This is a genomic window from Mycolicibacterium psychrotolerans, from assembly GCF_010729305.1.
GTDB classification, from domain to species: Bacteria; Actinomycetota; Actinomycetes; order Mycobacteriales; family Mycobacteriaceae; genus Mycobacterium; species Mycobacterium psychrotolerans.
On the sequence record NZ_AP022574.1, the window covers coordinates 2,683,985 to 2,701,669 of the forward strand.

The following is a 17,685-nucleotide window of genomic DNA, read 5'->3' on the forward strand; positions in this document are numbered from 1 at the left end:
GGTGCAAGAGTTAGGGTCAAGGTTCCAAGACGACACGCGCAGGAAAGGTGGTCGCCGTGGCATCGCCACGCCGGATCGGGGCGCCGGACGCGAAAAACCGCGTCGTGCTCCTCGACGCCGCCGAGCAGCTGCTCATCGAGGAGGGGTACGCGGCGGTCACCTCGCGGCGCGTCGCCGACCGGGCCGGGCTCAAACCTCAGCTGGTGCACTACTACTTCCGCACGATGGAAGACCTCTTCCTGGCAGTGTTCCGGCGCAGGGCCGAAGAAGGTCTCGCCGTGCTGAGCACGGCGCTGCAGTCCGAGCAGCCGCTGTGGGCGCTGTGGCGGTTCAGCACCGCTCCCGAGGCCACCCGGCTGACGATGGAGTTCATGGGTCTGGCCAATCACCGCAAGGCACTGCGGGCCGAAATCGTCTACTACGCTGAGCGATTCCGACAGGAACAGAACATCGCCATCACCGTGGCCCTGCGCAGGCACGGTATCGACGCGACGGAGGTGCCGCCGGTGGTGTGGACCGTGTTCGCCACCAGCGTGTCTCAGGCCATGGTGGTCGAGCGCGCGCTGGGCATCAGCACCGGCCACGCGGAGACGTTCGCGTTCTGTGAACAGTGGCTGCGCCGCCTGGAGGGTGACCCGCTGCCTGCGGTCGAGGGCGCGGCGGCTCACCAGAGGTAGATCACCAGGATCGACGCCCAGAGCGTCACCAGCCATCCATCCGTGGCCCTGCGTAGCCACGCAGGAGCGAAGCGGACTTCCATGAAACTGCGCACGATCACCCGTCCCTTGACGAAGCCGAGCGTGATCGCGGTGACGGTGAGCGGCACGCTGGCGCTCGCGGTGCCGGAGGCATGCCCCGGTGCCAGCCACCACGAGATCACCGTGATCGCGCAGAGGGCGAGCCACGCCACGGTGAGAGCGCGGGTGGTGCTCGTCGCCGGCGTCGTCACCGTCTCACCTCACCACGTAGAGCAGGGCGAAGATGACCACCCAGAGCAGATCGACCATGTGCCAGTAGACGGCCCCGGACTCGATCATCGACAGCCGCCGCCTGTGCGTAGGCCGAATCTCGCGCAACACGACTCCCATGATCACCAGCCCGAGCAGCACGTGGAACACGTGCACGCCGGTGAGCATGTAATAGAACATGAAGAACTCGCTGCCGGCCACGGTGTGGCCGACAGCGATCATGGTCGACCACTCGTAGCCCTTCAGTGCGACGAACACGAACCCGCACCCACCGGCCAGCACGGTCAACCGCAGGGCGGCCGCATGCTCGCCGCCGCGGGCGTGCACCACACTGCGTGCGATGAACCACGAACTCGTCAGCAGTACAAGAGTGTTCAACGCGCCGATGTCGAGGTCCAGATGCTGCTGGGCCTCGAGGAACCCATGCGGATCCATCGCCCGGTGCACCATGAAGATCAGGAAGTAGGCGCCGAAGATCAGCAGATCGCCGAGCACCATCACCCACATGGGGAGGTCACCGGGCAGATGCCCCCTCCGCGCGGCTGTCTTGGGCGCATCGCTGCGCGGAGCAGTGGTCTCGGTCATCCCACCGGCACCTCGTCGGCGGATCGGCACTCGTTGGCGCGCTTGAGGAAGTAGATCACGCACGACAGCCAGAAGCCGAAGATCACGGTGCCCATCCAGAAGGAGATCGAGCCGTTCCAGGCGAACGGGCCTGCCGTGGAGATGAACACCGGAACGGCGAGGATCTCGGTGACGATCTGCCAGATCGACACGTACGCCAGCCATTTCGGGAAGATCTGGTTGCGGTCGTAGAGGATCGCGACGGCGAAGGCGAAGTAGGCGGTGGTGAAGCAGCCCAGCGACCCGACATAGGACAGCAGGCCCAGGTCGTACAGCAGCGCGAGCAGCGCTGGGTCCCTCTCGGGCCGGTAGACCGCGGCGAGGAAGCAGAACGCGACGAGAAGACACCCCGGCAGCGCGCCCACGGCCATCGAGCCGATGTAGGCGTAGGCCAGCACAGAGCCGGTCGTCATGCGCTTCATGTGGTAGGCGACGATGCCGTTGGCCACGCCGGCGCCACCCACGATGAGAACGAGCGTGCCGAAACCGATCCCGATGGTGGTCGCGTGCGCGCCGAAGAACGCGGCCTGCTGCGCCTCGGTGATGTCGGGCCGCGGCGGCGGCATCACGCGGGCCAGCGCGAAGAAGATGACACCGAACGCGGTGTAGAAGGCCGGCACGATCCAGAAGACGAGCCAGAGGTCGCGCGCCGGCGCCGGCCGGACGTCGGGGGGTGCCGTCATGAGGCGATGCCGTCGTCGATTGCCTGACGGTGCAGCGTGTTTCGCAGGACGAAGAACATCACGGCCACGAAGGAGGCGAAGGCCGCGATCCGCAGCCAGAACGACACGGCACCGTTCCAGGCCAGCGGTCCGGAGGACGCCACCGCGGCCGCGGCAGCAGGCGCCATCGCCAGCCCGGTGAGCGCGGCGAAGTACCCGACCCAGCGGCCGAACACGGGACGCGGGCTACCGTGGCGGCCGGTGTCGAAGAAAACCGCAGCGGCCAGCAGGAGGTTCTGTGCGACGAGCATGCCGACCGGGGCGACGAGCGTGATCCAGGCCAGGTCATTGAGCAACTGGACGAGTTCGGGATCGCGGTCCCGGCGGAACGCGGCGACCAGGAAGAAGATGTCGGCGAGCGCGAAGATCGTCGCGCCGCTCACGACCGCGGTGAGGTAGCAGTAGGCCAGCACATGGGTCTGCGTGGCCATCCGTTTCATCTGGACGACGATCAGCATGAAGAACGGCAGCAGCATGATCGCGCACAGGTTGTAGGTGAGCATGCTGAACCGGATCATCGCGGTGTTCTCGGTGTAGAACGTCGCGACCTCGGCCGGTGACATGTCCGGTGCCATCGGAGGCAGGAACCCCGGGAACGCGACGAACGCTACGAGCAGAATCGCGCCGACCGCCGGGGTGATCCGCAGGCACACCAGTTGGGCCTTCAGCGCGCTCGTTCTCGGAAGTTCCTCTGCTGCAGCCAGAATCTGCATCGGGACCCTCCCTCGCATTCGGTAGCCGATCGGCTACCGGCGAGAGTAGCCGATCGGCTACCGAAGCTCCAGGGTGGGATCTACAGCGACAGGATCGTCGCCGACGCGGTGCCGGGCGCGCCGTACACCTGTGCCAGCCCGACCCGGGGTCTGCCCGGCACCTGACGGTCACCGGCCTGCCCGCGCAGCTGACGGACGAGTTCGTGCACCTGCCGCAGGCCGGAGGCGCCGATGGGCTCGCCGTTGGCGATCAGGCCGCCGTCGGTGTTGACGGGCATGCTTCCGTGGATCTCCGTCGCGCCGTCGGCCAGCAGCTTCTCCTGCTCGCCGTCTGCGCACAAGCCGGTCTCGGCCATGTGGATGACCTCCGCGCCGGCGTCGGTGTCCTGGAGCTGGGCGATGTCGACGTCTTCGGGTCCGATCCCGGCCGCCTCGTAGGCGGCCCTGGCCGCGTACACAGTCGGAGAGGGATCCTCGTCGAGCGGTGCGGAGGTGGCGTGGACTTCGTAGGCGCCGAAGGTCCGCGTCCGGATCTCGCTGGCCCGCACGTAGACGGGCGTATCGGTGAACGTGCGCGCCAGGTCGCCGCGACACATGATCACCGCGGCGGCGCCCTCGTCGGGCGCACAGAACATGTACTGGGTCAACGGGTAGTTGAGCACCGGGGAGGCGAGGATCTCCTCGACCGAAATCTCCTTGCGGCGGAACGCATTCGGATTGAGGGCGCCGTTGCGGAAATTCTTGTTCGCGACCCGGGCCAGGGTCTCCTGAGAGATCCCGTGCTCGTGGATGTAGCGGTTGGCCTTCATGCCGAAGAACTTTGTGGTGACGAACTGGCCGTTCTCGGCGTACCACTGGGGCAGGGCGAGCTTGGCGGGATCGTCGGTGAAGGCGCCGCGAGGGTGCTTGTCCAGCCCGATGGCGATACCGATGTCGTACTTGCCCAGCCGGATCGTGTCCGCGGTCTGCTGGATCGCCGACGCCGAGGTGGCGCAGGCGTTGAACACGTTGGTGAAGGTGATTCCCGTCAACCCGACCAGTCGGGTGACGGCGTCGGGATTGGAGATCTCGTAGCTGCCTCCGAAACCGAACTGGATTTCCTTCCAACCGATTCCGGCGTCGGCGAGCGCGAGATCGATGGCTTCGGCGCCCATCTCCATCGCGGTCTTGTCGAACCGGCCAAACGGGTGCAGGCCGACGCCGATGATCGCAACGTCCGTGGCTGTACTGGTCACGCCGGGGCCTCCTGGTCATCGATCGGCTGGAACGCGAACGTGACGATCTCGGTCCCGTCCGCGTCGGTGGTGAACGGAATCATCGTCAGCTCGACGCGTTCGCCGAATCGCAGCTTCACGGGATCGTTTTCGGTGAGTCGGCCCTCGACCCGGATGACGGCGTCGGCGCCTTCGCCCAGTTGCACCAGGCCCACCCCGAACGGCACGAAGTCCTTGCCGGCCGGACCCATGTACGGGGCTCCGGGCGGGAATCCCTGCGTGGTCCAGGCCACCAGGGTGCCGCGGCGGGGGAGCAACGTCTGGCTCATCGCGGCGGCACTGCACCGGGGGCAGCGGTGCTGAGACGGGAAGGCGGTGGCGCCGCAGACGCCACAGGTGCTGCCGATGAGCTGGGGATCGTCATCGGGCCAGGTGGAGATCTCGGGCGCCAGCGCCCGCTGCGAGGTGGACACTCGATGACCATAAATGGAAATGTCGTTCTCGTCCAGAGAGAACGTATTGCCCGAAGTCTTCACCCGCTGGTGCGTCGCCCCTTGTTCATCACCCTGTCCGCCGCTGCCCAGTGGTCGTCAGACACCCACAGGCGCGCGAACGCCGACACGGCCTCAGCGGTCGGCACGCCCCGCATGACGCGCTTGACCTGACCGGCCGGGACCGTCGCCAGCGATCGGGCGGCCAGGCGCCACTGCTCGTCGAACGAGGCGCGGGGGATCACCTGGTCGATCAGCCCGATCCGCTCGGCCTCCGCGGCACCGAGAATGCGCCCGGTACCCGCCAGCAGGAGTGCCCGGCTGTAACCCACGAGGCCGACGAGGCGCTCGGCCCCGCCCCATGCCGGCATGATCGCGAGCGCGACCTGATTGAAGCCGATCGTCACGTCGTCGGCGGCGATGCGGATGTCGGCGGCCACGGCGAACTCTGCGCCGCCGCCGAGTGCGTGACCGTTGAGGGCGGCGACGACGGGGGCGGGAAAGCTCGCGATCCGATCGCAGATCGACCTCATCCGGACGGCCATCGCGGCGGCCTGCTCCTCGGTGCGAAGCGCACTGAGCTCCTTGAGGTCGCCGCCGGAGACGAAGGCCCGGTCGCCGGCCCCGGTGAGAACGAGACCCGCCGAACCCGAGGCGCCGTCGAGGGCCTCGTCCAGCTGATCCATCGTGTCGAGGGAGATCGCGTTGCGGGCGTGCGGCCGATCGATGGTGATGATCGCCAGACCGTCATCGATGTCGAGGTCCACCATCGACGTTCTCCCTTTTCGGTATTGGCATTCTCGCAGGCGGAGAATAGCATCGTCTCCCGGATGGGAGGTGGCGCGAAGGACATGCGAAGTATCCCCGCTGACCTGGTCAGCCGATACGAGCGCCAAGGCTGGTGGACGCGGGAGAGCCTGGGCGAGCTCGTCGCCACGGGGCTGGAGCGCAGCCGCGACACCGGCTTCCACGTCCACTCCGCGGTCCGGCCGTATGCGGGGACCTGCGGTGAGGTGGAACGCGACGCGCGCCGCCTGGCCGCCGGACTGGCCGCCCGTGGCGTCGGACCGGGCGATGTGGTCGCCCTGCAGCTGCCCAACTGGCGTGAGGCCGCCGTGACGTTCTGGGCCTCGGCCCTCCTCGGCGCGGTCATCGTCCCGATCGTGCACTTCTACGGCCGCAAGGAGTTGGCGCACATCATCGCGACCGCACGGCCGCGGGTCTTCATCACGACCGAGGCGTTCGGCCGCATGCGTTTCCAGCCCGATCTGGTCGTCGACGTCCCGATCGTCGGCCTCGTCGGTCACCACTCGTTCGACGACCTCCTGGCCGACGAGCCCTTCGAGGGCACCGTCGCCGTCGACCCGTCGGGTCCCGCCCTGATCGCGTTCACCTCCGGCACGACCCACGATCCCAAGGGCGTGATCCACAGTCACCAGACGCTGGGCTTCGAGACGCGCCAGCTACTCGAGAACTACCCGCCCGACCGTGGGCGCCAGCTCACCGCGACCCCGGTCGGGCACTTCATCGGCATGCTGGGAGCGTTCCTGATCCCGGTCCTCGAAGCGGCGCCGATCGATCTGTGCGACGTCTGGGACCCGGCGAAGGTGCTGACGCTGATCGAGCGGGACGGCCTGTCGATCGGAGGCGGCCCGCCGTTCTTCGTCACCAGTTTGCTGGACCATCCCGACTGCCGGCCCGAACACCTCGCCCACTTCACCACGGTCGGTCTCGGCGGCTCGTCGGTGCCGGCGTCGCTGACCCGGCGGCTGGCTGACCTCGGGATGTTCGTCTTCCGCTCCTACGGAAGCACCGAGCACCCGTCGATCACCGGGTCGCGCCCGGACGCGCCCGAGGCGAAGCGGCTGTTCACCGACGGTGATGTCCGGCCCGGGGTGGAGATCCGCCTCGGCCCGGACGGCGAGATCTACAGCCGTGGCCCTGATCTGTGCCTCGGGTACACCGACGCCGAGCTGACCCGGCGCGCGTTCGACGACGACGGCTGGTACCGCACCGGCGACATCGGGACCCTCGACGAGGACGGCTACCTGACCATCACCGACCGCAAGGCCGACGTCATCATCCGTGGCGGCGAGAACATCAGCGCCCTCGAGGTCGAGGAGGTGCTGCTCGCCATGCCCGCGGTGGCCGAGGCGGTCGTCGTCGCCGCGCCCGATGCGCGGTTGGGCGAGCGGGCCGCCGCGGTGCTGCGGATCCGCGACGGCCATGCGATGCCGTCGATCGAGGACGTGCGCGCCCACTTCCGCGGGGCCGGGGTGGCGACGCAGAAATGGCCCGAGGAGTTGTTGGAGGTGGACGACTATCCGAGGACCGCCAGCGGCAAGGTCCAGAAGTTCCTGGTGCGCGAACACGTCCGCCTGACGACGGCGAGGTAGGCGGGCCGTTGCGGCCGACCGCGAATGAGAATACGATTCTCGCGAGAGGATAAGGAGTTTTTCAATGGGACAACTGTCGCACCGGGTGGACATCCCCTTCCCGCTGTTCGATGCGGACAACCACCTGTACGAGCCGCCGGAGGCGCTGACCAAGTACCTCCCCAAGGAGTACAAGGACGTCGTCCAGTACGTCGAGGTCAACGGTCGCACCAAGATCGCGATCAAGGGACAGATCAGCAACTACATCCCGAACCCCACGTTCTCCGTGGTCGCCAAGCCGGGCGCGTGGGAGGAGTACTTCAAGTACGGCAATCCCGACGGCAAGAGCAAGCGCGAGCTGTTCGGCGAGCCGATGAAGGCCATCCCGGCGTTCTTCGAGCCCGAGCCGCGCATCCAGGTGATGGACGAACTGGGCATCGAACGCAGCCTGATGTTCCCGACGCTGGCGAGCCTCATCGAGGAGCGGCTCTCCGACGATCCGGTCGCCATCCATGTCCTGATCCACGCGCTCAATCAGTGGCTCGACGAGGTGTGGGGCTTCAACTACCAGAACCGCATCTTCACCACCCCGGTGATCACGCTGCCCATCGTCGAGAAGGCGATCGAGGAGCTCGAGTGGGCGGTCAAGCGCGGTGCCCGCGCGATCCTGATCCGGCCCGCCCCGGTGCCAGGTTTCCGCGGCCCGCGGTCATTCGCGCTGCCCGAGTTCGATCCGTTCTGGGAGCGCGTCGTGCATCACGACGTGTTCGTCGGCATGCACTCGTCGGACAGTGGCTACTCGCGGTACACCTCGGAGTGGGACGGCGGTGCCCAGGAGATGCTGCCGTTCCAGACGAACGCGATGTCGATCCTCAACGAGTGGCGCCCGATCCAGGATGCGGTGGCCTCCTGGGTGATCCACGGTGCGCTCTTCCGGCACCCCAAGCTGAAGGTCGGCATCGTCGAGGCCGGGTCGAAATGGATGTTCCCGCTGCTGGATTCGATGGCCGAGGTGTGGAAGAAGGCGCCGGAGGCGTTCCTGGGCAATCCCATCGAGGAGATCAAGAACCGCATCTACGTCAGCCCCTTCTACGAGGAGGGCATCGACGACCTGATCAACCTGATCGGCGTGGACCAGGTGCTGTACGGCTCGGACTGGCCGCATCCCGAGGGGCTGGCCGAGCCCACCCACTACGTCACCGCGCTCGAGCACCTCTCGGTCGAGGATCAGGCGAAGATCATGGGCGGCAACCTCGGCCGTCTGGTCACCACCTGACGTCGCATTGACCTACGTTGCCCGGTGGCAGACCATCCCCGAGATGGTCGCCGGCGCGGCGGACCGGTTCGGTGACGCCGAAGCCGTCGTCGACGGTCCGCTGCGCTTGTCCTTTTCCGAGGTGGTCGATCGGATCCGTTGTGCGGCAGGTTCCTTCGCCGATCTCGGGATCGGCGCGGGGGATCGTGCCGCGATCTGGGCGCCGAACAGCGCCGAGTGGATCATCGCCGCGTTCGGTCTGCTGACCGCCGGTGGCGTGCTGGTGCCCGTGAACACCCGGTTCAAGACCGAGGAAGCCGCAGACGTCATCGGGCGCAGCGCCGCAAAGGCGGTCCTGGTCCAACAGGGCTTCCTGGGCGTCGAATACACCGCCCCCGCGGGTGTGCCCGTCATCGACCTGAAGTCCGGGTTCCTCTCCAGCGGAAAGCCGTTCAGCCGGCCGATGCGGTCCACCGACATCTCGGACGTCATCTTCACCTCCGGCACCACCGGACGCCCCAAGGGTGTGATGATGAACCACGGCCAGAACCTGCGGCTCTACGAGGAGTGGTGCGACCTGGCCGACCTGCGCCAGGGTGACCGGTATCTGATGGTCAACCCCTACTTCCACACCTTCGGCTACAAAGCCGGATTGATCGCATCGTTCATCCGCGGGGCGACGATGCTGCCGGTACCGGTCTTCGACATCGACCGTGTTGTCGAACTCATTGCCGCAGAACGCATCACGATGCTGCCCGGACCCCCGACGCTGTACCATTCGCTGCTGGCCGCCCCGGACAAGAACAGGATGCGCAGCCTGCGCGCCGGCGTCACCGGCGCAGCCGACATCCCGGTCGAGCTGGTGCGTCGGGTGCACGAGGAGCTCCCGTTCCAGACCCTGGCGACCGGATACGGCCTCACCGAGGCCGGCACCGTGACGCTGTCGCGGCCCGGGGATTCGTTCACCGACATCGCCACCACGGCCGGGGTGGCCTGTGACGGTGTCGAGATGCGCATCGCCGCGGACGGCGAGGTGCTCGTGCGCGGATACACGGTGATGCAGGGCTATCTCGACGACCCCGCCGCCACGGCCGAGGTGATCGACGCCGACGGCTGGTTGCACACCGGCGACCTGGGCACCCTCGACGCGGGCGGTCGACTGCGGATCGTGGGCCGCAAGAAGGACATGTTCATCGTCGGCGGATTCAACGCCTACCCGGCCGAGATCGAAGGTTTCCTGCTCGAGCACCCTGCCGTCGCCCAAGCGGCGGTCATCGGGGTTGCCGACGAGCGGCTGGGACAGGTCGGGAAGGCGTTCGTGGTCCGCACGCCGACGGACGGCAGCCGGCCCGCCCTCAGCGCCGAGGAGCTGATCGCGTGGAGCCGCGACCGAATGGCCGGTTTCAAGGTGCCCCGCTCTGTAGAGTTCCTCGACGAGTTGCCGGTGAACGCGACCGGCAAGGTGATGAAGGACAGGTTGCAGAACAGTCAGCGCTGAGCATCCGCACAGCACGTAAATTGCATTTCCGCAGCCAAGAGCTTTGTCGGTAGCTCAGCGGCCGGGGTATGGTCTTGGCCATACGCAAAAAAGAAGAATGCCATTCTCAACAGCCTCTCAGGTGGGCGACACAGCAGACGAGGAGGTCGGTGTGCCGTCATTCAGGCGTCGCGGGTCGGTGATCGACGACGACCGCGCCGACGAGCCGCGCCAGGACAGCGACCCCGCGCGGGATGCGGATCAGGTTCTCGCGTTGGCGGAGGAGGCCGAAGCCGAGGCCGCAGAGGCCGAGGCGATGGCCGCCGCAGCCCGGGCCCGCGCGCGGGCACTCCGGCTGCGGCGCGAGGCCGAGGACCGGGCGGCAGCCCCCACCCGCGCGTCCGAAGCAGACGTGGTCGAGGCGCCCGAGCACGCCGTGGAGACGTCCGACGCCATCGAGGAGCCCGAGGAGACCGCACCCGTGGCCGCCGGCGGCGGTGCGCCGCGACGGCGGCCGGGGTGGCCCCGCGTGGCGCGCTATCTCGCGGCGGCGCTGGGCGTGCTCGCGACCTGCGCGCTGATCGTCGCCACGGTCTTCATGGTGATCCAGCACCGCAGCGCCGTGCACGACGAGCAGCAGCGCAGCGAGTTCTCCGCCGCCGGCAGGCAGGCCGTCGTGAACCTGATGTCGCTGGACTTCAACAACGCCCAGGAGAACGTCAACCGCATCATCGACAACTCGACCGGCCAGTTCCGGGACGACTTCAAGAACACCGCCGCGGACTTCGTCAAGATCGCCAAGGAGTCGAAGGTGGTCACCGACGTCTCCGTCAACGCCTCGGCGGTCGACTCGATGTCCGGCGATACCGCGGATGTGTTGGTAGCCGCGACATCCCGGGTCACGAACTCCTCCGGGGCCAAAGATCAGCCCCGATCGTGGAGATTGCTCGTCAGCCTGGTCCGGGAAGGCGATCAGATCAAGATGTCGAAAGTCGAGTTCGTCCCGTGAGCGCCGAAGACACCGACGCGGGCGACGAGGTGATCAGCACCACCGAGGAATCGGGGCCTGCCGACGCCGTCGAGCCACCGCGCAGGAGGAGTCCGATGGCCGCACTGCGGCGCCACCTCGGGGCGGTCGTGCTCGTGGTCGCACTGGTGGCGTCGGCCGGTGCCGCCGCAGCCGTGTACTTCTCCCAGTACCGTCAGGACCGCGAAACCGATGCGGCGGCCACGGGCGCGGCGCTCGAGGCGGCCAAGACGGGCACCGTGGCGCTGCTGTCGTACTCCCCGGACAGTCTGGACAAGGACTTCGCGGCGGCCAAGTCCCATCTGACCGGCGAATTCCTCAGCTATTACACCGACTTCACCACGAAGGTGGTCGCGCCCGCGGCCACCCAGAAGGCTGTTCAGACCAAGGCGGACGTGGTGCAGGGCGCGGTCTCGGAGATCCATCCCGACACCGCCCAGGTTCTGCTGTTCATCAACCAGACGACCCTCAGCAAGGAGAATCCCGATGGATCCTTCGCGGCGAGCAGCGTCAAGGTCGGCCTGAAGAAGATCGACGGGGCGTGGCTTATCGAGAAGTTCGACCCGGTGTGAGGCTGATATAGCCTCGGCGCCGTGACAGCGACGGCGATCCTGCCCGTGCCGGCCTCGCCAGAGTCGGCGGCCGTACTGACGCCGGTGGCCGGCACCTCGCCGCTGATCCGGATCGTGCGTGCCCTCTCGCAGGCGGCGTCCGTCGTCGTCGCCGCGCCCGCTGGGCCGGTGGTCCCGGTGCGGGAACTGCTGGTTGCCGAGGGATTCGCGGACGTCCGGGTGCTGACCGCGGACGCGCCGGGCGACCGCGCGCAGTGTCTGGCGGCGGCACTGGCGACGATCAGCCCGGGGACCCCCGTCCTGGTGCACGACATCGGATGGCCGCTTGTCGATTCGGCCACGGCGCGCCGCGTCCTGGCGGCGCTGCGCGACGGCGCCCAGGTGGTGGCGCCGGCGCGGCCGGTGACCGACAGCATCAAGACCGTCGACCGCGACGGCGTCGTGACCGCGACGCTGGACCGCGCCGAGTTGCAGGTGCTGCAGTACCCGCGCGGGTTCGACGCCGAGGTGCTCACCCGATCGGTGGCCGCAGCCGCAGGCGCCCCCGCCGACGAGCTGGACATCGCACTGCGCAGCGGCGCGCGGGTCGAACTGGTCGACGGAGATGCCGGGGCGCTGGGCGTCGAGCTGCCGAGGGACGCGGATTTCCTGGCGGCGGTCATCGAGGACCGGCGGAGCGGTTCCTCTCGGTGAGGAGCCGGTGTGCGATGCCGATGTCGCCGGCATAGGTGACCTTGAGGTTCGCGGCACTGCCGGGGAAGGTGCGCACCGCGACGTCGGTGTACCGCTCGATACACGACGACGTGTCGGTGCCCTCGAAGCCGTCCGCTTCGGCGAGCCGGTAGGCGTCGAGCAGTTCGCGCGCCCGGAACGCCTGCGGTGTCTGCACCCGGACCAGGGACCCCGGCACCGTCTCCACACCGCGATCGGTCACCCTGGCCAGGCTGTCGACCGGTAGCGCCGGCAGCGCCCCGCCGAACTCGCGCGCGAGCGCGAGCGCCGTCGCGAACATGGCGGCGCCGGCCAGCGGGCGGGCGGCATCGTGGATCACCACCGCATCGACGGCGCCAGACTCGATGTCGGCCGCCAGATGGCGCAGCATGTTCCGCTCGGAGGCGTGCCGGGTGGGGCCGCCCTCGACGAATTCGACAGAGGCATCACCGAGTTCGCGCTCGACCGTTTTACGCGCCAGCTCGGATTCGCCCTGCCGGAACACCAGGACGGTGCGCGCGATCTCCGGCACGCGTGCGAGGGTGTCCAACGACCACACCAGCATGCTGCGTCCGTCGAGCGGGAGATAGGCCTTGTTTCCGTCGGCGCCCACCCGGGTGCCCATGCCGGCCGCGAGCACGACTCCCACTGCCTCGGCGCCCATGGACGAACAGTATCTCCGGTACGGTCGACGCCCAGCACGGAAGGGGAATCACCGGTGACAGAAGGACCTGACGGAACCGACTCCGCCGTGCACCGCGTGCGGATGATGACCGGCCGGGACCCGCACGAGCAGCACCGCGTGGCCACCCCGCTGGAACTGCTGTTCGACCTGACCTTCGTGGTGGCGTTCGGTATCGCGGCGTCGCAGTTCGCCCACGCGCTGGCCGGCGGTCACGTCGCCGCGGGCTTGGCCGCGTTCTTCTTCGCGATGTTCGCCGTGTGTTGGGCATGGATCAACTTCAGCTGGTTCGCCTCGGCCTACGACACCGACGACTGGATCTACCGGCTGACGACCATGCTGCAGATGGTCGGTGTGATCGTGCTGGCGCTCGGGCTGCCGCAGATGTACGCGTCCATCGAACACGGCGGGCACGTGGACAACACCGTGGTGGTCGCCGGGTACGTGGTGATGCGGGTGGCCATGGTCGCACAGTGGCTGCGCGCGGCCCGCCAGGACCCGGCGCGCCGGCGCGCGTGCCTGACCTACGCGTGGTGGATCACGGTCGCCCAGATCGGTTGGATGGCGGCGATTTTCGTGCACACCTCCGTCCCGGTGACGGCCGCCATCGTCGTCGGTCTGGTCCTCGTCGAGATCATGGGTCCGGTCCTCGCGGAGTTCGGCAGGGGCGGCACGCCATGGCACGCCCACCACATCGTGGAGCGCTACGGGTTGTTCACGATCATCGCCCTCGGTGAAGGGGTGGTCGGCACGGTGGCGTCGCTGAGCGCGGTGGTGGACGCCCAGGGGTGGTCTGTCGACGCGGTGTTCGTCGCCGTCGCCGGCATCGGTCTGACCTTCGGCATGTGGTGGACGTATTTCGTCCTTCCGCAGGCAGACATCCTGCACGTACGACGCGAGCGCTCGTTCTGGTTCGGCTATCTGCACATCGTGGTGTTCGCGGCGATCGTCGCCACCGGCGCGGGACTGCATGCGGCGGCGTACTACATCGAGCACCACTCCGAGCTCGGCTCCACCGCCACGGTGCTCACCGTCGTCATCCCCGTCGCGGTCTACGTCGCCACGATCTACGTCCTCTACTCGGTGATGACGCGCACCGTGCTGCTGTTCCACGTCCTGCTGATGGCGTTCACCGCTGCCGTGCTCGGCCTGGCGGTCCTGCTGGCGACGCTCGGTGTGTCGATGGCCAACTGTCTGCTGGTGGTGACGCTCGCACCGGCCGTGCCGGTGCTGGGTTACGAACTGCGGGGCTACCGCCACGCGGCGGCCGCCGCGGCGGGCGCGTCCCGACGCAGCTAGCCGTTGATCCCCTCGAGCAGCATGCGATCGTCCTGCAGGGCGAGCAGCCGACGGGCCTTGCGGCGGGTGATCAGGATGCCGGCGACGGCCAGCGCCCAGACGAAGTATTGAAGCGTCCACGCGAGCCGGAACGAATCGAACGACAATCCGCCGGCGGCCTGCAGGATCATCCCCATCGCCTGCATCAGCAGCAGCGAGGCGACGAAGCCGCCCATGTTGACCATGCCTTGCGCGGTACCCAGCGTCGAGCTCGGGTTGAAGGTGCGCGCGAAGTCGAAACCGACCATGGAGCCGGGTCCGCCCACCGAGATGACCACGATCAGGATGACCAGTAACCACAGCGGCGCCCTGCCGGGGAGCGCGAGGACGACGGTCCACGCCGCGGCGTTGGCGGCGATGATGGCGAGCACCAGCCGCGACCGCCGGTGCGGCAGTCGGCCGGTGACGATGCCGATCACCACGCCTGCGCAGATCGCGGCCACCACGGAGACGGTCAGCAGCGTGCCCGCCATGCCCGTCGAGAGGCCCTGTGCGACGGTCAGGTAGGGCACGCCCCACATCAGCGCGAAGACGGTCACCGAGAACTGGGTGCCCATGTGGGTGAAGAAACCGAGCCGCGTTCCGGGCCGCAACCAGACGGTCTTGACGCTCGCGATCGTCTCGCGCATCCCCATCGTCTCCGCGGCTACGGCGACGCCGTCGGGCGCGTTGCGCACCAGTGCGGCGACCAGCACGATCACCAGCGCGCCGCCGGCCGCAGCCGAGGTGTAGGCGGCCGTCCAGCCCGACGCGGACAGCAACGCCAGGAACGGCACCGCGGAGAGCACCTGCCCCAGCTGGCCGCAGATCCCGGTCAGCTGCGTGACCAGCGGGATCTGGCGCGGTGCGAACCAGCGTGGCACCAGCCGCAGCACCGAGATGAACGTGACCGCATCGCCGAGCCCCACGACGGCGCGCGCAGCGATGGCCAGTGGCAGCGACTCGGTGACGGCGAGGATCAGCTGCCCGGCGCCCATCAGCGTCGCTCCCGACACGATCAGTGCCCGTGATCCGTAGCGGTCGAGCAACAGTCCTGCCGGCACCTGAGCGCCCGCATAGACCACGACCTGCAGGACGACGAACATCGACAGCAGGCCGGGACCGGCGGCGAACCGCTCGGCGGCGGGCAGACCGGACACGCCCAAGGTGGTGCGATCGAGAACAGCCACGATGTAGGCGAGAAGCCCGGTCGCCCAGACGATCCAGGGACGCACGGTGGAACCTCTCGGCACGAGATCACGAAATGTCTGAATGTCCTGCAGTGCAGGACCGCTTCACATCCTCGCCCACGCGGCCCCGCGAACGCCAACCAGTTACGTCATACGTTCCGACTACAGAGGGTGTAGACGGCGGCAAACAAGTTGGCTGAAAGTGCACACTCGCGTCGTCAAATTTGCTGTACTGACCCGATCATCGCAGATGACCGGCATGAAATTGGAAGCGTAGGCTGTGGTTCCGCGTGGGAGAATACTTCGCTCATGCGGTAGGCAGGGGGGTTAGAGTGGGGGTGCACTGTGCGGATCGCCACGTGGTATCCCGACGGCAGTGTTGAGGGGGTGCCGCTGTGGCTGAATATCGACTCGAGGATCTAGCGCGGGAGTCCGGCGTCAGCACCCGCAACATCCGCGCCTACCGCGAGCGTGGCCTGCTGGACCCGCCGCGGCGCGTGGGCCGTTCCGCGCTCTACGACGACTATCACCTCTCGCAGCTGAACACGATCAGCCAGCTGCTCCGTAAGGGGTACAACTCCGCCCACATCGCCGAGTTCTTCACCAGCATGCGCCAGGGGGAGGACCTCGCCGACATCCTGGGCCTGCAGCGCGCCGTTCTGGGCCCCGAGTCCGAACATCACGACCGTTCGACGCTGGCGATCGACCCGGATTCGCCCGAGGCCCGACAGCTGATCACGCACGGCATGGCCGAGATGGTGGGCCGGAAGGTCATGCTCATCGACGGTGACGCAGCCGAGATCTTGGCGCGCTCGCCGGATCACATGCGCTACGTCCGCGCGCTGCTGCGGTTCGTCGACGCCGCGGATAAGTCGTTCGATCTGCTCGCCGAGGCTTTCGTCGACAGTCTGGTCGAGCTGTATCAGGCAGAGGTCGGGCCCGGCTACCTCCCCAAGCCCGAGGACATGGGCCGGCTCCGGCAGGTCGTCGCCGATTATCGGCTGCTGGGGGAGAAGGTGATGGCGTCGCGATTCGACCAGGCGACCCGCCGCCTGATGGTGGCCTCGGCGTCGGACTACACGGCCGGCATCCTGTTGACCGGCGCCTGGGAGCGGCCGACGGGGTGACCGCCCACCTCCGACGAAGTGATGCAGTTGTGACGGTGGCGGCTCGCGTGAAAAGAGATGTTCCTGTCATACGCTGTGGCACGTGTCGATGTCGCGGCGTGACGTCCTGCGCTACGCCGCTGCGGCGGCGCCGGCGGCGCTGGGGCTGAGCGCGCTGTCGGCGATGGTGCCCGGCGCGACTGCGTCCGCGGCGCCTCTCGGGGTCCTGCTGGATTACGCGGCGGGGGTCATCAACGCTGCTGATCTGCGCGCCTCCGGCGCCGTCGGGGCGATCCGTTACGTGTCCGACCGCAGACCCGGCGGTGCGTGGATGCTCGGCAAGCCGATTCAGCTGGCCGAGGCCCGCGACCTCTATCGGGGCGGACTCAAGATCGTGTCCTGCTATCAGTACGGCAAGCAGGACACCGCCGACTGGCTGGCCGGCGAGCCGGCAGGAATTCAGCATGCCCAGCGCGGCTGGCAACTCCACGTCGCGGCGGGCGGGTCGTACGGCGCGCCGATCTATACCTCCATCGACGACGACCCGACCTTCGAGCAGTACAAACGCCAGGTGGCCCCCTACCTGCGCGGGTGGGAGCGGGTGCTCGGGCACCAGCGGGTCGGTGTCTACGGGAACTCGAAGACGATCGAGTGGGCGCTGCAGGACGGTCTCGGTTCGTACTTCTGGCAGCACAACTGGGGATCGCCCGGTCGCGTCGCGCATCCCGCCGCGCATCTGCACCAGGTGGAGATCGACTCTCGCACCGTGGCCGGCATCGGCGTCGACATCAATCACATTCTCAAGCCGAATTTCGGGGCCTGGGACTAGAGCACTGCGGGCACCGAATCGGCGCGGCCGACAGACTTACTGATCGGTAAGGTTGTGCAGCAAACACCTGTCCACTCGGCGAAATCGCGACCATACAGTTCTGCCGGGGTTGTCGAGCACGTGCGCCACGCCGGGACCGGTAGTGCGAACGCAGGTTTCCAGATAACGATTGCATAACAATGCGGCCTTGAACTGCGCTTCTATCTTACTGGACCGTAACCACCCGCCAGCAGGACGTTTGTCCCGGAAGGGATCCGACCGTGTTCGGGCCGGTGTTATGCAACATTCTGTTACCCACGCGTAGAACTCGCTAGTAACCATTTTCGGGGCGAAACTGGGGTCGTCTCTTATGACACTCTTAGTACGGCTGCAGTGTCCGCCACGGCTCCTCATGCGTTCGAGGCTCCGCGGC

At 67.8% G+C, this 17,685-nt stretch carries 19 protein-coding genes; 10 read left to right on the top strand and 9 right to left on the bottom strand.

The genetic code is table 11. From position 1 onward, the window contains the following. Positions 1-56 precede the first annotated feature (56 nt). A complete protein-coding gene (locus tag G6N45_RS13310) occupies positions 57-677 on the top strand; it encodes a TetR/AcrR family transcriptional regulator (protein WP_163722753.1) in 621 nt (206 codons plus the stop codon). Here the strand turns inward: G6N45_RS13310 and G6N45_RS13315 are convergent. The 7 genes from G6N45_RS13315 to G6N45_RS13345 all read right to left on the bottom strand — a co-directional run bounded on the left by G6N45_RS13315 (position 665) and on the right by G6N45_RS13345 (position 5,502). Beyond that, the gene (locus tag G6N45_RS13315) at positions 665-949 is read right to left on the bottom strand and encodes a cytochrome C oxidase subunit IV family protein (protein WP_163722754.1); all 285 of its coding nucleotides are present in this window, start codon (positions 947-949) and stop codon (positions 665-667) included. The genes G6N45_RS13310 and G6N45_RS13315 overlap by 13 nt on opposite strands. A gap of 4 nt (positions 950-953) precedes the next feature. Next, a complete protein-coding gene (locus G6N45_RS13320; protein ID WP_163722755.1) occupies positions 954-1,553 on the bottom strand; it encodes a cytochrome c oxidase subunit 3 family protein in 600 nt (199 codons plus the stop codon). Then, positions 1,550-2,275, bottom strand: coding sequence for a hypothetical protein (locus G6N45_RS13325; RefSeq protein ID WP_163722756.1), 726 nt, complete (start codon positions 2,273-2,275; stop codon positions 1,550-1,552). Before G6N45_RS13325 ends, G6N45_RS13320 begins: the two co-directional genes overlap by 4 nt. Then, a complete protein-coding gene (locus G6N45_RS13330; protein ID WP_163722757.1) occupies positions 2,272-3,027 on the bottom strand; it encodes a hypothetical protein in 756 nt (251 codons plus the stop codon). Before G6N45_RS13330 ends, G6N45_RS13325 begins: the two co-directional genes overlap by 4 nt. A gap of 80 nt (positions 3,028-3,107) precedes the next feature. Beyond that, a complete protein-coding gene (locus G6N45_RS13335) occupies positions 3,108-4,262 on the bottom strand; it encodes a thiolase family protein (protein ID WP_163722758.1) in 1,155 nt (384 codons plus the stop codon). Continuing rightward, complete coding sequence (locus G6N45_RS13340; protein ID WP_179965321.1) at positions 4,259-4,714, bottom strand: Zn-ribbon domain-containing OB-fold protein; 456 nt, start codon at positions 4,712-4,714, stop codon at positions 4,259-4,261. Before G6N45_RS13340 ends, G6N45_RS13335 begins: the two co-directional genes overlap by 4 nt. 59 nt (positions 4,715-4,773) lie before the next feature. Then, positions 4,774-5,502 carry an enoyl-CoA hydratase/isomerase family protein gene (locus G6N45_RS13345; protein ID WP_163722759.1) on the bottom strand — a complete coding sequence of 243 codons (729 nt, stop codon included), beginning with the start codon at positions 5,500-5,502 and terminating at the stop codon, positions 4,774-4,776. Positions 5,503-5,583: 81 nt separating this feature from the next. Between G6N45_RS13345 and G6N45_RS13350 the strand changes: the two genes are divergently transcribed. The 6 genes from G6N45_RS13350 to G6N45_RS13375 all read left to right on the top strand — a co-directional run bounded on the left by G6N45_RS13350 (position 5,584) and on the right by G6N45_RS13375 (position 12,131). Continuing rightward, a complete protein-coding gene (locus tag G6N45_RS13350) occupies positions 5,584-7,128 on the top strand; it encodes an AMP-binding protein (protein WP_163722760.1) in 1,545 nt (514 codons plus the stop codon). Positions 7,129-7,192: 64 nt separating this feature from the next. Further along, positions 7,193-8,383: an amidohydrolase family protein gene (locus G6N45_RS13355; RefSeq protein ID WP_163722761.1), complete on the top strand. Its 1,191-nt coding sequence runs from the start codon at positions 7,193-7,195 to the stop codon at positions 8,381-8,383. A 7-nt stretch (positions 8,384-8,390) separates the two neighbouring features. Next, positions 8,391-9,860, top strand: coding sequence for a FadD3 family acyl-CoA ligase (locus G6N45_RS13360; protein WP_163722762.1), 1,470 nt, complete (start codon positions 8,391-8,393; stop codon positions 9,858-9,860). A 151-nt stretch (positions 9,861-10,011) separates the two neighbouring features. Then, entirely contained in the window at positions 10,012-10,848 is an 837-nt protein-coding gene (locus G6N45_RS13365; RefSeq protein WP_163728385.1) for an Rv1363c family protein, read from the top strand. Beyond that, the gene (locus G6N45_RS13370; protein ID WP_246228987.1) at positions 10,845-11,438 is read left to right on the top strand and encodes a twin-arginine translocation pathway signal; all 594 of its coding nucleotides are present in this window, start codon (positions 10,845-10,847) and stop codon (positions 11,436-11,438) included. Before G6N45_RS13365 ends, G6N45_RS13370 begins: the two co-directional genes overlap by 4 nt. A 21-nt stretch (positions 11,439-11,459) precedes the next feature. Next, positions 11,460-12,131: an IspD/TarI family cytidylyltransferase gene (locus tag G6N45_RS13375; protein WP_163722763.1), complete on the top strand. Its 672-nt coding sequence runs from the start codon at positions 11,460-11,462 to the stop codon at positions 12,129-12,131. Here G6N45_RS13375 and G6N45_RS13380 read toward each other — a convergent pair. After that, positions 12,097-12,813: an IspD/TarI family cytidylyltransferase gene (locus G6N45_RS13380; RefSeq protein WP_163722764.1), complete on the bottom strand. Its 717-nt coding sequence runs from the start codon at positions 12,811-12,813 to the stop codon at positions 12,097-12,099. The two genes, G6N45_RS13375 and G6N45_RS13380, sit on opposite strands and share 35 nt — an antisense overlap. Before the next feature lie 105 nt (positions 12,814-12,918). Here G6N45_RS13380 and G6N45_RS13385 point away from each other — a divergent pair, with 105 nt between their 5' ends. After that, a complete protein-coding gene (locus G6N45_RS13385) occupies positions 12,919-14,130 on the top strand; it encodes a low temperature requirement protein A (RefSeq protein WP_163728389.1) in 1,212 nt (403 codons plus the stop codon). Here G6N45_RS13385 and G6N45_RS13390 read toward each other — a convergent pair. Continuing rightward, positions 14,127-15,383: an MFS transporter gene (locus tag G6N45_RS13390; protein WP_163722765.1), complete on the bottom strand. Its 1,257-nt coding sequence runs from the start codon at positions 15,381-15,383 to the stop codon at positions 14,127-14,129. The genes G6N45_RS13385 and G6N45_RS13390 overlap by 4 nt on opposite strands. A gap of 350 nt (positions 15,384-15,733) precedes the next feature. On the opposite strand from G6N45_RS13390, the gene G6N45_RS13395 reads away from it, so the two are divergent. Beyond that, on the top strand, positions 15,734-16,465 hold the full coding sequence (locus G6N45_RS13395; RefSeq protein ID WP_163722766.1) for a MerR family transcriptional regulator: 732 nt from the start codon (positions 15,734-15,736) through the stop codon (positions 16,463-16,465). 88 nt (positions 16,466-16,553) lie between these two features. Continuing rightward, a complete protein-coding gene (locus G6N45_RS13400) occupies positions 16,554-17,273 on the top strand; it encodes a DUF1906 domain-containing protein (RefSeq protein ID WP_163728392.1) in 720 nt (239 codons plus the stop codon). Positions 17,274-17,685: the final 412 nt, after the last annotated feature.

What these genes read in the sequence shown, in the direction of transcription:
- G6N45_RS13320 (WP_163722755.1), bottom strand. Translation starts at nt 1,553, where the DNA reads ATGACCGAGACCACTGCTCCGCGCAGCGATGCGCCCAAGACAGCCGCG.
- G6N45_RS13325 (WP_163722756.1), bottom strand. Translation starts at nt 2,275, where the DNA reads ATGACGGCACCCCCCGACGTCCGGCCGGCGCCGGCGCGCGACCTCTGG.
- G6N45_RS13330 (WP_163722757.1), bottom strand. Translation starts at nt 3,027, where the DNA reads ATGCAGATTCTGGCTGCAGCAGAGGAACTTCCGAGAACGAGCGCGCTG.
- G6N45_RS13345 (WP_163722759.1), bottom strand. Translation starts at nt 5,502, where the DNA reads ATGGTGGACCTCGACATCGATGACGGTCTGGCGATCATCACCATCGAT.
- G6N45_RS13350 (WP_163722760.1), top strand. Translation starts at nt 5,584, where the DNA reads ATGCGAAGTATCCCCGCTGACCTGGTCAGCCGATACGAGCGCCAAGGC.
- G6N45_RS13355 (WP_163722761.1), top strand. Translation starts at nt 7,193, where the DNA reads ATGGGACAACTGTCGCACCGGGTGGACATCCCCTTCCCGCTGTTCGAT.
- G6N45_RS13380 (WP_163722764.1), bottom strand. Translation starts at nt 12,813, where the DNA reads ATGGGCGCCGAGGCAGTGGGAGTCGTGCTCGCGGCCGGCATGGGCACC.
- G6N45_RS13385 (WP_163728389.1), top strand. Translation starts at nt 12,919, where the DNA reads ATGACCGGCCGGGACCCGCACGAGCAGCACCGCGTGGCCACCCCGCTG.
- G6N45_RS13400 (WP_163728392.1), top strand. Translation starts at nt 16,554, where the DNA reads ATGTCGCGGCGTGACGTCCTGCGCTACGCCGCTGCGGCGGCGCCGGCG.